11 protein-coding genes are annotated in these 13,513 nt (G+C 51.3%); 5 read left to right on the plus strand and 6 right to left on the minus strand.

The genetic code is table 11. The annotated features are described in order from the left end of the window. The first annotated feature begins 215 nt into the window (after positions 1 to 215). On the plus strand, positions 216 to 488 hold the full coding sequence (locus NEV57_RS02250; protein WP_257656655.1) for a hypothetical protein: 273 nt from the start codon (positions 216 to 218) through the stop codon (positions 486 to 488). Here the strand turns inward: NEV57_RS02250 and NEV57_RS02255 are convergent. From NEV57_RS02255 to recQ, 6 genes are all read right to left on the minus strand, one after another. Continuing rightward, positions 481 to 1,773, minus strand: a complete 1,293-nt coding sequence (locus tag NEV57_RS02255; protein ID WP_257656656.1) for a sensor histidine kinase — start codon at positions 1,771 to 1,773, stop codon at positions 481 to 483. The two genes, NEV57_RS02250 and NEV57_RS02255, sit on opposite strands and share 8 nt — an antisense overlap. A gap of 9 nt (positions 1,774 to 1,782) precedes the next feature. Further along, positions 1,783 to 2,457, minus strand: a complete 675-nt coding sequence (locus tag NEV57_RS02260; RefSeq protein WP_257656657.1) for a response regulator transcription factor — start codon at positions 2,455 to 2,457, stop codon at positions 1,783 to 1,785. Between the two features lie 59 nt (positions 2,458 to 2,516). Further along, the gene (locus NEV57_RS02265; protein WP_257656658.1) at positions 2,517 to 3,401 is read right to left on the minus strand and encodes a bifunctional 5,10-methylenetetrahydrofolate dehydrogenase/5,10-methenyltetrahydrofolate cyclohydrolase; all 885 of its coding nucleotides are present in this window, start codon (positions 3,399 to 3,401) and stop codon (positions 2,517 to 2,519) included. Positions 3,402 to 3,540: 139 nt separating this feature from the next. Further along, positions 3,541 to 5,331 carry a translation elongation factor 4 gene (lepA, locus tag NEV57_RS02270; protein ID WP_257657027.1) on the minus strand — a complete coding sequence of 597 codons (1,791 nt, stop codon included), beginning with the start codon at positions 5,329 to 5,331 and terminating at the stop codon, positions 3,541 to 3,543. 161 nt (positions 5,332 to 5,492) lie between these two features. Further along, entirely contained in the window at positions 5,493 to 6,308 is an 816-nt protein-coding gene (kdsA, locus tag NEV57_RS02275) for a 3-deoxy-8-phosphooctulonate synthase (RefSeq protein WP_257656659.1), read from the minus strand. Between the two features lie 82 nt (positions 6,309 to 6,390). Further along, complete coding sequence (gene recQ / locus NEV57_RS02280) at positions 6,391 to 8,583, minus strand: DNA helicase RecQ (RefSeq protein WP_257656660.1); 2,193 nt, start codon at positions 8,581 to 8,583, stop codon at positions 6,391 to 6,393. A gap of 96 nt (positions 8,584 to 8,679) precedes the next feature. Between recQ and NEV57_RS02285 the strand changes: the two genes are divergently transcribed. From NEV57_RS02285 to NEV57_RS02300, 4 genes are all read left to right on the plus strand, one after another. After that, positions 8,680 to 9,648, plus strand: coding sequence for a KpsF/GutQ family sugar-phosphate isomerase (locus NEV57_RS02285; protein ID WP_257656661.1), 969 nt, complete (start codon positions 8,680 to 8,682; stop codon positions 9,646 to 9,648). 72 nt (positions 9,649 to 9,720) lie between these two features. Further along, positions 9,721 to 10,803, plus strand: a complete 1,083-nt coding sequence (locus tag NEV57_RS02290; protein ID WP_257656662.1) for a mannose-1-phosphate guanylyltransferase — start codon at positions 9,721 to 9,723, stop codon at positions 10,801 to 10,803. A 29-nt stretch (positions 10,804 to 10,832) separates the two neighbouring features. Further along, positions 10,833 to 11,585, plus strand: a complete 753-nt coding sequence (locus NEV57_RS02295; RefSeq protein ID WP_257656663.1) for an enoyl-CoA hydratase/isomerase family protein — start codon at positions 10,833 to 10,835, stop codon at positions 11,583 to 11,585. Between the two features lies 1 nt (position 11,586). Continuing rightward, positions 11,587 to 13,512: an OmpA family protein gene (locus NEV57_RS02300; protein ID WP_257656664.1), complete on the plus strand. Its 1,926-nt coding sequence runs from the start codon at positions 11,587 to 11,589 to the stop codon at positions 13,510 to 13,512. Position 13,513 lies beyond the last annotated feature (1 nt).

The following is a 13,513-nucleotide window of genomic DNA, read 5'->3' on the forward strand; positions in this document are numbered from 1 at the left end:
TTCCGTGTGCGTAAACTGTGCTTGGTTTTTTGTGTGTTCTTATTTGTTCGCCAAAAATACGACATGGCGCCGTATAAGCAAAATTTTATGAAAAAAAAGTTAAAAATAGTTAAAATTTAATGCAAGCCCCCCCTACATATTGACTATAAGCGGTTTAAAGTCACATTTGCATGCTGCGGAATTTTAACCTAATTTTAGTCCCAAATCATAACGTTATGCGTGCAAAGACCCTTTTTGTGATCATTGTAACTGTTTTGGTGACGATTATCCTCATGAAAAACATGGATGAGGTCAATTTTTGGATATTTGGCGTGCGGACGGTCCCGAAGCTGGCTGTATTAGGCACCATGTTTTTTATCGGAGCCGTTGTAGGCTTTCTGATCGGGCGACCAAAAAGACGCCCACCCCTACCGGAACGCCTGGAGGATCCGGTTACCGGTGGATCACCCCAACCATTGGATGATCCCGACCGCGACTACATCAGTTAACGGCAGCGGGCCGGGGCTCCCGATGAAACGTAAAACCATGCAACCCGTTTTCGTAATGGTACGTTACCTGAATATGATAGAACTGAACAATGGACCGTACAATGGCTAAACCAAGGCCAGTGGATGCCGGATTATCCGGTGTACGGTGAAAACGCATGAAAATCTCGGTGGTTTCCAACGACTTTGCTTGTCCGGTATTCGTAATGCTGAATCCGTTTTCTTCTATACGGATCTGAATATGACCGCCGGGATGGTTATGTATGATGGCATTTTTCACCACGTTTGTAATTAAAATATCAGCCAGGTCTGCATTGAAAGACCACACCAGAGAAGCCTGCTCCGTAATGTCCACCCGGATATCTTTGTACTCCAGAAGCTCTCCGAAATCATCGGTCTGCTGGCGCAGCAACGCATTGAAATCGATAGCCTCTTCACGGGCAAATTGCCTGTTTTCTATTTTGGAAAGCAACAGCAATGCCTTATTCAGCCGGGTAAGCCGCTCGAGGTACTGGATGGCATTTGCCAGCAGCTGAGTCTGTTCTTCGGTGCCGTAATGCTGCTCCAGCAATAATTCCAGTTTATTCATTGCAATGGCCAGGGGCGTCTGCAATTCATGTGACGCGTTTTCAATAAACTGTTTCTGTTGCTGAAATGCGGCAATATTGGCTTTAAGTAATTCGGCGACGGTTTCATTCATGTCCCTGAATTCGGATACCCGCGTTTGCGGTGGATTGAATGACTTGTCCTCGCCCAGCTTAAAATGGCGGAGTTCGTCCTGTAATTCGTAAAAAGGACGCCAGATTTTACGCAGCACCCAGTTATTGATGATGAACGCACTGGCAATCACGGCCACATAGAGCCACAGCAGCGCATGCATCAAATCGGCAACGAGGTCATCCTCCTCTACCATGGAAGCAATGATTTTCAGCTGGTAGTACCGGTCATCCGGTGTCGAAAAATAGGTGGTCAGCATACGGACGGTTTCCAGGCTTTCCTCATACTCCATATACATGGCTGTATCCTTGAATGCTTCCGTGGCCATTATGGCCTTTTCCTTTGCAATCGGCCGGATGGCGTAGTTACTCTCTCCAAAATAATTTTTCCCGAGCAATGTCGTGTCCGTGCCTGCCTTCTGGATGATCAGGATCTTGTAGTTTTCCAATCCGTCCTCAATGCTGTCATACACTTCGTCCATCATGCCGATATAAAAGACAACCGCCCAGATGCTGAGAATAAAAATCAGGGAAGCGGATAAATACAGCAATGTATGATTGAGCAGTTTCATCCAGCGGGATTATACGGTCAGCTTATATCCTACGCCATATATGGCCTGTATCTCCAGGTCGGCGCCGCAGTCTTTCAGCTTCTTGCGAAGGTTTTTAATCTGGGAGTAAATAAAATCAAAGTTATCGGCATTATCAATATGGTCGCCCCACACATGTTCGGCTAACGCCGACTTATGGATCAGGCGGTTTTTATTAACCACAAAAAAAGCCATGATATCAAATTCCTTTCGGTTGAGCCGGATGTCGTTGCCATTAATCTGCAGCGTGCGGTCATCGAAATTAAGCTCCATGTTGTTTATCCGCACCATATTGCGGCCATCCAGTGCTTTTCTTCTGAGCACCGCCTTGATCCGGGCATTGAGCTCGGCCAGGTGGAACGGCTTGGTCAGGTAATCGTCGGCGCCCAGGTCCAGGCCCTCCAGTTTATCATCCAGCGAGTCCTTGGCAGAAATGACGATCACGTTTTCCTGCTTTTCCAGCAATTTCAACATCCGGAGTATGTCCAGTCCATTGCCGTCCGGGAGGCCCACATCCAGCAGAATACAGTCGTAGTCATACAGGGAGATCTTTTCCTTTGCTGAATGGAAATCCGAGGCGGATTCGACCAGGTACTGCTCCTTGCGGAGAAACTGGATGATATTTTCCCGCAGGTCCGCTTCATCTTCGATAATCAGTATCTTCATTTCAATTGCTCATGAAATGGTAAAGATAAAGCCAAATTCGGTAAAAAGACTGGAAAATATCAGCGTGGGTAAATGGTCCCTTTGGCCGCCTCCAGGGTGTTCTTTAACAGCCCGATAATGGTCATCAGGCCGACCCCGCCCGGTACCGGCGTAATCCAGGAGGCCTTTGGTGCCACCCCGTCGAAATCTACGTCACCGTAAAGCTTATATCCCGATTTGGTCTGTGTGCTGGTTTCGCGATTGATGCCGACATCGATCACAATGGCGCCGGGTTTTACCATGTCGGGGGTGATAAAATGTTTCTTGCCGATCGCGGCCACCACAATGTCCGCACGGCGGACTTCCTCCGTGATGTTTTTGGTACGGCTATGGGTCAGCGTTACCGTGCAGTTGCCCGGGACGCTGTTACGGGCGAGCAGGATACTCATGGGGCTGCCCACGATATTGCTTCGTCCCACGACGACGGCATGCAGTCCGGCGGTATCAATCCGGTAATGGTCCAGCATCAGCATCACACCATAGGGCGTGGCCGGAATAAAGCACGGCAGGTTACGCTGCATACGGCCAAGGTTTACCGGATGGAATCCATCCACATCTTTCCGGTAGTCGATGGCTTCGGTAATCCGTTCGGGATTGATGTGCGCCGGCAGCGGGAGCTGCACAATAAGGCCGTCTACCCGATCGTCGGCATTGAGCGATTCGATTTTGGCAATCAGCTCAGCTTCCGTCACATCCGCTTCATAATGGATGTTCGTGGATTCAAAGCCCACCAACTCGCAATTGCGCATTTTACTGGCTACGTACGTTTCGCTCGCACCGTCATGCCCCACTAATATAGCCACCAGGTGCGGTTTCCTTCCTGTGGATGCCATAAAAGCCGCAGCTTCCTGCTTAATATCTTCCTTGATCTTTGCCGATACGAGTTTGCCGTCGAGTAGTTCCATATGCTATGCTTGCTTTTGGCCTTCGGTTTTACACTTCAAGCCATCTTTATTATTAATTTAATTACAACTCCCTAATTGCCTGTTTATATCTTTATTATCACCTATTTATCAGTCGACAGTTACTTACCGGAAACTAAAATTAATCCAGCTTCAGGACCGCCATAAATGCCGACTGCGGGATCTCCACGTTACCCACCTGGCGCATGCGTTTCTTTCCTTTTTTCTGCTTTTCCAGTAATTTACGTTTCCGCGAGATGTCCCCGCCGTAACATTTCGCCGTCACGTCCTTACGCAGTGCCCGGATGTTTTCCCGTGAAATAATTTTGGCACCGATGGACGCCTGGATGGCAATCTCAAATTGCTGCCGTGGCAGCAGTTCCTTCAGTTTTTCACAGATCTTTTTGCCGAAATCGTAAGCATTGCTGCGGTGGATCAACGAAGAAAGCGCGTCGACAGGTTCGCCATTCAGCCGGATATCCAGTTTTACCAGGTCGGATTGCCGGTAACCGATCTGATGGTAATCAAATGAGGCATAGCCTTTGGATATGGTTTTCAGCTTATCGTAAAAATCAAACACGATTTCGCCCATTGGCATCTCAAACACCATCTCCACCCGGTCGGCTGTCAGGTAAGACTGGTTGATAATGACACCCCGTTTCTGGATACACAGCGACATTACTGAACCCACAAATTCCGCCTTTGTAATGATATTTGCTTTAATGTAAGGTTCTTCCACGTAATCCAGCTTACTCGGATCCGGAAGGTCAGACGGATTATGCACAATGATTTCTTCCTGATCTTTCGTCAGGTAGGCTTTGTACGATACGTTCGGGACGGTCGTGATCACCGTCATATCAAATTCGCGTTCGAGGCGCTCCTGGATGATTTCCATATGCAGCATACCCAAAAAGCCGCATCGGAAACCGAACCCCAGCGCTGCGGATGATTCCGGTTCAAAAACAAGCGACGCGTCGTTCAGCTGCAGGCGGTGCATGCTTTCGCGCAGCTCCTCGAAATCCTCCGTATCTACCGGATAGATACCGGCAAATACCATGGGCTTTACTTCTTCAAATCCTTTGATGGCAACTTGGCTCGGCCGGGCCACGTGGGTAATGGTATCCCCCACTTTCACCTCCCGGGCTTCCTTAATGCCGGAAATGATATACCCCACGTCCCCTGTCTGGATCAGCTCTTTGGGAACCTGGTTGAGCTTTAGCGTACCAATTTCATCCGCTACATATTCCTTGCCTGTGGCAATGAATTTCACTTTATCGCCCTTCCGTATTACACCATTTTCAACCTTAAAATAGGCCATGATGCCCCGGAACGAATTAAAAACGGAATCAAAGATCAACGCCTGCAACGGTGCCTCCGGATCACCAACCGGTGGCGGGACGCGCTCCACGATGGCATTCAGGATATCCTGCACACCCAGGCCGGTCTTGCCGGAAGCGGGGATAATATCTTCTCTTTTGCCACCGATCAGTTCTATGATCTGGTCCTTCACCTCTTCGGGCATCGCCCCCGGAAGGTCCATTTTATTGAGTATCGGTATAATTTCCAGGTCGTGTTCCAATGCCAGGTACAGGTTGGAAATAGTCTGTGCCTGTATCCCCTGGGAGGCGTCCACAATGAGTAATGCACCTTCACAGGCAGCAATTGAACGGGATACTTCGTAGGAAAAATCCACGTGACCGGGTGTATCGATCAGGTTCAGGGTATAGGGCTGCCCGTCTTTAATATAATTCATCTGGATGGCGTGGCTCTTGATCGTAATGCCACGCTCCCGTTCCAGGTCCATGTTGTCCAAAAGTTGTGCCTGCGCCTCCCGCTGGCTGATGGTCGCTGTCACCTCCAGCAACCGATCAGCGAGTGTGCTTTTACCGTGGTCAATATGTGCGATAATGCAAAAGTTGCGGATGTGCTTCATATAAATCGACTTCAAACGGCAAAGATATGGTTTTGACGTAATATTTCCATCCGATTATAGCATAACAAAATGATCAATTGCTTTCGCAAAACCCACGGAACCGCGGATTGTCTTTCGTGCACCCCCGCACCTCTGCTGAAACACCGTTTAGCCGGCGGCGCTTACCGGATTGCTTCCCTTATACGCAGCAATTTCTCCAGCAGGCCCTCCAGCAGATCCAGGTGCAGCATGTTGGCCCCGTCGGATTTGGCGTTTGCCGGGTCCGGATGGGTTTCAATAAAAAGTCCGTCGGCACCAACGGCAATGGCGGCCTTGGAAATGGTCTCGATCAGGGCAGGTTTACCGCCGGTAACGCCCGAAGATTGGTTGGGCTGCTGCAGGGAATGCGTACAGTCCATCACAACCGGCACACCGAAACCCCGCATCTCCGGGATACCCCGGAAATCCACCACCAGATCCTGGTAACCGAACGTATTTCCCCGATCGGTCAGCAGTACCTTGCTGTTGCCGGAATCGATTACCTTGTCGACCGCGAACCGCATGGCATCCGCGGAAAGGAATTGCCCTTTTTTTATGTTGACGGTCTTCCCTGTTTTTGCCGCCGCACTGAGCAATTCGGTTTGCCGGCAGAGGAATGCCGGAATCTGAAGCACATCCACATACTCGGCAGCCATGGCCGCCTCGTGGCTTTCATGGATATCCGTTACCGTGGGCACCCCGAATTCCCGGCCCACACGGGCCAGTATACGAAGCGCTTTTTCATCCCCGATGCCGGTAAACGAATCCACACGGGAGCGATTGGCCTTTCGATAGGACCCCTTGAAAATGTAGGGAATGGCGAACCGGTCCGTAATGGCTACAATGCGTTCCGCAATGCGCAGTGCAATTTCTTCGCCTTCAATTGCGCATGGACCGGCCATAAGGAAAAAATTCGGGGAATCGGCATGGTTGATGCCGGGAATATGCTGCTGAATCATCTTTTATTCGCTTAGTATTAACCATATAATCAGCCGGTCGGGGTTAATTGACCCGGACAGCTAAAAGCCTGCGGCTAATGGTTTAATTACCCAATTCTGACATAAACTTAATCCGCATGAGCTGGATTTCCTCATACGTATAATCATCGGTGCCCAACTCGCGCAGGGCCTCTTCAACGGAGTCCACTTCGGCACTTCGGAAATAGTCAAATACTTCGTCCTGCCGGTCCTCGTCGATAAGCTCGTCGACAAAATAAGCCAGGTTAAGTTTTGTGCCGGAGTTGACAATCGACTCCACCTCGCGGAGCAGGTCTTCATAGCTGATGCCTTTTGCCGAAGCGATGTCCTCCAAACCGATTTTACGGTCAATATTCTGGATAATGGAAACTTTTAACGCCGATTTATTGGCCGTTCCCTTAATCACCAGATCCTGGGGCCGGTCAATTTCATTTTCCGTCACATACGTCTTGATCAGCTCAACAAACTGCCCGCCGAATTTCATTGCTTTACCTGCACCCACGCCGTGGATCTGCTTCAGCTCGTCCAGCGTAACGGGGTAGTGTGTACACATCTCGTCCAGCGACGGGTCCTGGAAAATGACAAATGGCGGCAGCCCTTTTTGCTTGGCTATTTTCTTTCTGAGGTCCCTTAACAACTGCAACAGCTGGGTATCCACGGCACTGCTTCCCTGTTGCAGCACTTCCTCTGCCCCATCCTCTGATGCGGTCTCCATTGGCTTGTTCAGGATGAATTTGATGTGATACGGATTTTCGATGAACCGCTTACCTGTTTCGGTCAGTACAAGCAGTCCGTAGTTATCGATATCTTTCGCCAGAAAATTATTCAGCACGGCCTGCCTCACCAATGACTTCCAGTAAAAAGAACCATGCTCCTTTCCGCTCCCGAATGAGGGGTGCACATCGTGCTTATACGAGGATATGGGTTGGTTATTCTGTCCCATAAACACGTTGATAATGTGATGATCATCAAATTTATCACCCTGCTGCTGTATAAACTTCAGCATATCCAGCAGTGATTCATCCGCATCAAAATATACCCGTTCCGAACTGCAGTTATCACACATGCTGTTGCAGCCGGTTTCATCAAAGTTCTCTCCGAAGTAATGCAGGATCTGCTTGCGGCGGCACACGGAGGACTCGGAATAGTCAATCACCTCCTTCAGGATCTGCGTACCGATTTCGCGCTCCGATACCGGCTTATCTTTCATGAATTTGGTCAGTTTCTCAATATCCTTCTCCGAATAAAAAGCCAGGCAGTGACCCTCGCCCCCATCGCGTCCCGCACGACCGGTTTCCTGATAATAACCCTCCATGCTTTTCGGAATATCATGGTGGATCACATAACGCACATCGGGTTTATCGATGCCCATTCCAAAGGCAATGGTGGCTACGATAACATCTACGTCTTCCATCAGGAATTTATCCTGTGTATCGGCCCGGGTTTTTGCATCCAGGCCCGCATGGTACGGCAACGCGCGGATGCCGTTGATGTTTAGGACCTCTGCAATCTCCTCTACCTTTTTCCGGCTCAGGCAATAAATGATGCCCGATTTGCCGGTATTATTCTTGATGAACCGGACGATCTCCTTGACCACATTCCGCTTCGGGCGGACTTCATAATAGAGGTTCGGCCGGTTAAAGGACGATTTAAATAAAGTGGCGTCGTTCATCTGCAGGTTCTTGCGGATGTCCGATTGCACCTTGGGTGTCGCTGTGGCGGTAAGGGCAATAACCGGAATGTTTTCGTCAATGGAGTTGATCACCTGCCTGATCTTACGGTATTCCGGCCGGAAATCATGCCCCCATTCCGAAATACAATGGGCTTCATCCACCGCAACAAACGAAACGGTAATCAGCTTCAGGAATCCGATGTTTTCAGCTTTTGCCAACGATTCCGGGGCCACATAAAGCAATTTGGTTTTGCCCGATACCACATCCTGCCGTACACGGGTTACTTCACTCTTGTTCAGCGACGAGTTGAGGAAATGCGCAATGCTATCATCCCCGCCAAACGACCGCAGCTGGTCAACCTGGTTTTTCATTAATGCGATAAGCGGCGAAATCACAATGGCAGTGCCCTCACTCATCAATGCCGGTAATTGGTAGCAAATGGATTTCCCCCCGCCGGTAGGCATGATCACAAAGGTGTCCTTCTTCTGTAAAATGTTGGTGATTATGGCCTCTTGGTCGCCCTTGAATGTGTCAAAACCAAAAAATTCCTGTAAATTATCAAAAAGTATTTTCTCGATTTCCATTTCGCCCTTCGCAAAATAAGCCAGACTGATAACTAAATAATGCCCAAAATAACATATTTTTGCGCATATCAGTATCTAAAATTATAAAATATATTTGTGAAAAGCAATTCCGAAATCAAAAATATTGCAACCGCTGTGCTGACCGAAGAAGCCGCCGCATTGAGCCAATTGACGGCCCGGATTGACGACGGTTTCGCAGCCGTGGTTCAGGCTATAATCGGCCTTAAAGGCCGGGTAGTGCTCACGGGGATCGGGAAAAGCGCCATTATCGCCCAGAAAATCGTGGCCACATTGAATTCTACCGGTACGCCGGCTATTTTTATGCATGCGGCCGACGCCATACACGGTGACCTCGGCATGATCCAGGCGGATGACCTCGTGATGGCCATCTCGAAAAGCGGCAATACCCCCGAAATCAAGGTATTGGTTCCCCTGTTGAAACAGACTGGCAATCAGTTGGTGGCCATGGTAGGCAACACCGACTCTTACCTGGCGCAACAGGCAGCATTCATATTGGATACGACCGTAGAGAAAGAAGCCTGCCCGCATAACCTTGCCCCCACCACCAGCACCACGGCCCAGCTGGCCATGGGTGATGCGCTGGCCATTGCATTGCTGGAATGCCGGTCGTTCAGCGACCGCGATTTTGCCCGTTTCCATCCGGGCGGCGTACTGGGCAAACGGTTATACCTTAAGGTGGCCGATCTGGCGGAACAGAACAGCAAGCCCAGTGTAGGACCGGATACACCCGTGAAGGAAGTGATCGTTGCAATTACCCAGCATCGGCTGGGCGCGGTTGCCGTTGTGGCAGACAACCGCTTGGCCGGCATCGTTACGGATGGGGACATCCGCCGCATGCTCGAAAAGCACAGTCATATTGATCAGCTGACAGCCGGACAGATCATGAGCCAGTCGCCCAAAACCGTCCGCCGCGACGAACTGGCGGTCAACGCGTTTGAGTTGATGCGCCGGCACAACATCACGCAACTGCTGGTGGTAAATGACGATCAGGTTTACGACGGGATCGTACACCTGCACGACCTGCTGCGGGAAGGGATCATTTAAACGATAATAGGTAGCAACCGGCCAACACCGATTGCTGAAAACAGAGCGTATATCAATAACTAATTTATTCCCATGAAAAACCACTATGCTGTGATCATGGCGGGAGGGGTCGGAAGCCGGTTCTGGCCGATAAGCCGTACCAACCTGCCAAAGCAGTTTATCGATATGATGGGCACCGGGAAAACGCTGGTGCAGGCCACTTACGACCGTTTCCGCAAGATTGTTCCCGAACGCAACATCTTCATCGCCACGAATGAGTCATATGCCGACCTGGTGCTTCAGCAACTTCCGAAACTGACACCCAACCAGCTGATATTGGAGCCCATTATGCGCAATACCGCGCCTTCCATTGCCTATGCCAGCCACAAGATCCAGCAGCTGAACCCCGACGCCACCATCGTGGTGGCTCCCGCCGACCACCTGATTCTGGAAACCGACGAATTTGTGCGCAACATCGTGAAGGGATTGAATTGCGCGGCCAGCAACGACTGGCTGATCACCCTGGGTATCAAGCCTTCCAGGCCCGACACCGGATATGGTTATATCCAGTATGGCAAAAGCGCATCCGTGCCGGGTTTCAAAAAAGTAAAAACCTTTACCGAAAAGCCCAACCTGGAACTGGCTAAAACATTTCTCCAAAGCGGTGATTTCCTCTGGAATGCCGGTATTTTTATCTGGTCGGCTAAATCCATCATCGCCGCCTTTGACAAATACCAGACGGAAATGAATGACGTATTTAAGGAGGGTGATGACGTATATAACACGGATCGGGAAGCCAAGTTCATATCGGGTGCTTTTGTACGCTGTGTCAATATTTCCATTGATTTTGCCGTAATGGAAAAAGCCGACAACGTTTATGTGCTCCCGGCGGACTTCGGCTGGTCGGACCTGGGTACCTGGACTTCGGTATATGAGCTGGCGGAAAAGGACTACCTCGGTAATGTTGCGTCCTCGTCCGAAAATGTCATCGTATACGATACCTCCAATTGCATGATTCACACCCCAAAAGACAAACTGGTTATTATCAAGGGGCTGCATAATTTCATTGTCGTTCAGTCGGACGACACATTAATGATCTGCCCGCAGGACCAGGAACAGGGGGTCAAACAGGTTGTCGCGGATGTAAAAGATAAATTCGGGAATAAATACATTTAATCATACTGCATCCAAAAACACAGTCCTTTATGGAACCGGGGTTTGTCAAAACGGAAATTAATGCAAGCGGCCTGGCGGTGATCACCTTCAGCCACCCCGCACACAATGCATTGCCCTCCGCCCTGCTCAGCGGCCTGGCTGACCAGATCAATGACGCCGGCACCCGGAAACAGACCCGGCTTATCCTATTGCAGAGCGCCGGTGAAAAGACGTTCTGTGCCGGGGCGAGTTTTGACGAATTACAGGCCATCCCTGATGAGACGGCGGGGAAGGTTTTTTTTTCCGGGTTCGGCCGGGTCATCAATGCCATACGCAGCTCGCCAAAGCTCGTTATTGGCCGGGTGCAGGGCAAGGCTGTCGGCGGCGGCGTGGGACTTATCGCGGCGTGTGATTACTGCCTCGCAACGGAAAATGCCGCCATCAGACTCAGCGAGATTGATCTCGGCATTGGCCCGTTTGTCATCGCCCCCGCCATTGAACGGAAAGCCGGCATTTCAGCGCTGACCGTGCTATCGCTTAATCCCACCCGGTTCTTCGACGCCCACTGGGCAGCACAACATGGACTGCTGCATGGCATACAGCCTGATATTACGGCACTGGATGCTGCCATAGGGGAATTAGCTACTCAGCTGATGGACAAAAGCCAGTCGGCACTTACCGCGCTTAAACGGACCCTGTGGCGCGGTACCGACGACTGGGACGAGCTGCTTGACAGACAGGCGGCCATCAGCGGACGTTTAATCGTTGGCCCGGAGGCCCGGAGCCGGTTGACTAATACCTGATATGATGTTTCCGCTAAGATCCAGCTGCTTACTGATCATGTTCCTGTGGTTATGCGGAATGCTGGCATCCATGCCGGGATATGCACAGCTGCATTCGGATAACAGGCAGGCACAGCGGGCATTTGAAAAAGCGGCTGCCCAGCTCCGGAACGGCCAGTATGATGAGGCGGCCGCCTCGCTCCGGTCGGCGGTGGACGCTGACACTGGTTTTGCCGCAGCACACCAGCAGCTTGGCGATCTCTACAGGCGGCAAAAGGCCTACGAACAGGCGATACCGCATTACGAAAAAGTGACGCAACTGGCACCTGAGTTAACTCCGTTAACCTGGTTCGGCCTTGGCGAAAGCCTCCTGCTCACCGGCCAGTATGCCGAAGCGCGCACGGCACTGCAACGGTATGCTGCAACACCGGGCGCAGCGACTGAAACGGTGCAGGCTGCCCGGAAATATATCGCCGACTGCACGTTCAGCCTGCAGGCCCTCGGACAACCGCTGCCGGTCCGGCTACAAAACCCTGGAGCGGCCATCAACAGTGAATATGATGAGTATTTTCCGAGGCTTACGGCCGACCTGCAAACGATCATTTTTACCCGAAAGACAGCAAACAGGGAGAATTTCTACGAAAGCATACGCGACAGCAGCGGCAACTGGCAGCCGGCGGCCCTGCTGACGGGCGCGATCAATTCGACTTCCTACAATGAGGGTGCACACTGCATCTCGCCGGACGGCAAGTACTTGTTTTTTACGGGATGTAACCGTCCCGGAGGACTGGGCAGCTGTGACATCTACGTATCCCGGCGTGAGGGCAGTGGGTGGGGCACTCCGCATAACCTCGGAGCGCCGGTCAACACACGGGGGTGGGAAGCGCAGCCGACACTCAGTGCCGATGGCCGTACGCTGTATTTCGTCAGCAACCGCGCCGGCGGGCAGGGTGGCTACGACATCTGGCGGACTTCCCTTCAGGAAAACGGGCAATGGGGCGCGCCCCTGAACCTGGGACCGGAGGTAAACACGCCCGGTAACGAGAGCTCGCCTTATATCCATGCCGACAACCGGACGCTTTATTTCGCGTCGGACGGCTGGCCGGGGTTCGGTGAAAAGGACATCTTTAAAACCGTACTGGACACTTTCGGAAACTGGGGACCTCCCGTCAATCTTGGCTCCCCAATCAATGACCATCGGGAGCAAAGCGCATTTTCCGTCAGCATGAATGGCAGGCAGGCCGCTTTTGCCTCCCGCAGACCGGATGCCCTCGGCGGACTGGACATCTATTTTGTTTCGCTTCCGGAAATCCTGCGACCACACCCGGTAGCCTATCTGAAGGGAACGGTAGTGGATACGGAGACGGATACCCCCTTGCAGGCATTGGTAACGATAACCGATATCCAGACAAACCAGGTGCTGTATCGGGAGCAGGCGGATTACGAAGACGGCACTTTCCTGGCGCCCCTCCCCTTCGGAGAAACATACGCACTTCATGTCAGGCAGCCGGGATACCTCTTTTTTTCCGAACATTACCCACTCAACGACACGGCGAAACTGAACGATGCGTATGAAGTCCACATCGCGCTGTCGCGGATCAAAACGGGTAAAACGGAAACATTGAATAACATCTTTTTCGATTACGACGACTATCGCCTGCTGCCCCAATCGGAAAGTGACCTCAAAAACCTGGTCGACTTCCTGGTACTGAACCCGTCCGTCCGGATCGAGATCGGCGGGCATACAGACAATACGGGTGACGCAGCTTACAACCAGCGGCTGTCTGAAAACCGGGCTAAAGCGGTACATCATTACCTGATTAATGCGGGTATTGCACCGGCAAGGTTAAGTTACAGGGGTTACGGTCTCTCACAGCCCGTGGCCACCAATGAAACGGCCGAGGGCCGGCAGCTCAACCGGAGGACCGCGTTCAAGATCGTCGAATAGG

The organism is Parapedobacter lycopersici, from assembly GCF_024643285.1.
Lineage (GTDB): Bacteria > Bacteroidota > Bacteroidia > Sphingobacteriales > Sphingobacteriaceae > Parapedobacter > Parapedobacter lycopersici.

Excerpts from the sequence above, each read along its gene's own strand:
- NEV57_RS02250 (WP_257656655.1), top strand. The coding sequence starts at position 216 with ATGCGTGCAAAGACCCTTTTTGTGATCATTGTAACTGTTTTGGTGACG.
- NEV57_RS02255 (WP_257656656.1), bottom strand. The coding sequence starts at position 1,773 with ATGAAACTGCTCAATCATACATTGCTGTATTTATCCGCTTCCCTGATT.
- NEV57_RS02260 (WP_257656657.1), bottom strand. The coding sequence starts at position 2,457 with ATGAAGATACTGATTATCGAAGATGAAGCGGACCTGCGGGAAAATATC.
- NEV57_RS02265 (WP_257656658.1), bottom strand. The coding sequence starts at position 3,401 with ATGGAACTACTCGACGGCAAACTCGTATCGGCAAAGATCAAGGAAGAT.
- lepA (WP_257657027.1), bottom strand. The coding sequence starts at position 5,331 with ATGAAGCACATCCGCAACTTTTGCATTATCGCACATATTGACCACGGT.
- kdsA (WP_257656659.1), bottom strand. The coding sequence starts at position 6,308 with ATGATTCAGCAGCATATTCCCGGCATCAACCATGCCGATTCCCCGAAT.
- recQ (WP_257656660.1), bottom strand. The coding sequence starts at position 8,583 with ATGGAAATCGAGAAAATACTTTTTGATAATTTACAGGAATTTTTTGGT.
- NEV57_RS02290 (WP_257656662.1), top strand. The coding sequence starts at position 9,721 with ATGAAAAACCACTATGCTGTGATCATGGCGGGAGGGGTCGGAAGCCGG.
- NEV57_RS02295 (WP_257656663.1), top strand. The coding sequence starts at position 10,833 with ATGGAACCGGGGTTTGTCAAAACGGAAATTAATGCAAGCGGCCTGGCG.
- NEV57_RS02300 (WP_257656664.1), top strand. The coding sequence starts at position 11,587 with ATGATGTTTCCGCTAAGATCCAGCTGCTTACTGATCATGTTCCTGTGG.